Consider the following 1,078-nt stretch of genomic DNA (forward strand, 5'->3'; position numbering starts at 1 on the left):
TCCCACGCCTCCGCGGAGGCGGTCGCCAACTCGCCCAGCGACGGCAGGACTTGGCTCTGCCGTCCGGTGAGCGCGGCGGCCAGCGCCCCCGTCGAGCGGGCGTGCAGATCCGCCTGGGACTCCGTGTCCGGGGCCGCCGTCACCCGGCCCCGGACACGGACCTGGCGGCCCAACGACGGCCAGTAGAAAGCGAGCGCCGCCTGCGGCCGTTCGGCGAGCTGGCGGCCCTTTCTGCTGGTCGCGTGCGTGGCGAACGACCAGCCGTGCTGTTCGTCGGCGCCGTGCAGCATGACGATCCGCACGTCCGGAGCGCCGTCCGCGTCCGCCGTCGCCAGCGACATGGTGTGCGGCTCGCGCTCACCCGCCGCCACGGCCTCGGCGAACCAGTCCACGAACAGGGGCAGCGGCGTGGCGGGCGCGGCGGCCGGGTCGAACGCCGGGAGGCTGGTGGCCTCGGGCGCCCAGACCCGGAGGGTGCGCAGGAGCCGGGAGAGATCGCTGGTCATGGGCCGATTATGGAACGGCCCCCGTACGGCCCCGGTAGTCACTCCCTACACCTTGAGAGGGACACGCCTCACCGCTGCCGGAACTGCACCCCCGACGCCTGCACGACGTTCGCCTTCACCGGCAGGCCGTCCACGACGAGCTGCTCGCCGTAGATGTCGGTGATCCGGATCGAACTTCCGCAGCCGCTCCCCTGCTCGGAGAGGAAGTAGTTGTACTCGGTCCGGGGCAGCCGGGTCCAGGCACCCCCGGCGCGAACTTCCAGGCGGGCGACGGGATTCCGGTGCCCCAGCACCTGGATCCCGNNGACTCCACGAGATCGGGATCCGCCCGGTGACCAGCGGCGCCAGCTTCGCGAACGCCTGCTGGCTCAGGTCGAGTTGGCCCGGCTGACAGGGCGCCGGGCACTCGTTGGTGATGCGTACGGTGATGGCGGCGCCACCCGCGCTGACCCGCACGTACGCGCCGCACGCCTTGGACGTCTCGTAGTCGGCGGTGTTCATCGCGGCCGTCATCGTGTCGCCGGTCGGCCCGAAGGAGCAGGCGCCGTCGCCGTTGCCGACGTCGTACGCCG

The 1,078-nt window shown here is 72.6% G+C and carries 1 protein-coding gene and 2 pseudogenes; all 3 read right to left on the reverse strand.

Annotation, left to right across the window (positions count from 1 at the left end; all coding sequences use genetic code 11):
* Nucleotides 1-506: pyridoxine/pyridoxamine 5'-phosphate oxidase (locus AOK24_RS44445; protein WP_055725477.1), on the reverse strand; the 506-nt coding region annotated here is incomplete at its 3' end.
* Nucleotides 507-574: 68 nt separating this feature from the next.
* Nucleotides 575-809 (reverse strand): annotated as a pseudogene (locus AOK24_RS52105) (expansin EXLX1 family cellulose-binding protein); the annotation flags it as partial.
* A gap of 2 nt (nt 810-811) precedes the next feature.
* Nucleotides 812-1,078 (reverse strand): annotated as a pseudogene (locus tag AOK24_RS52110) (expansin EXLX1 family cellulose-binding protein); the annotation flags it as partial.

The organism is Streptomyces niveiscabiei (genome assembly GCF_001419795.1).
Taxonomy (GTDB): domain Bacteria; phylum Actinomycetota; class Actinomycetes; order Streptomycetales; family Streptomycetaceae; genus Streptomyces; species Streptomyces niveiscabiei.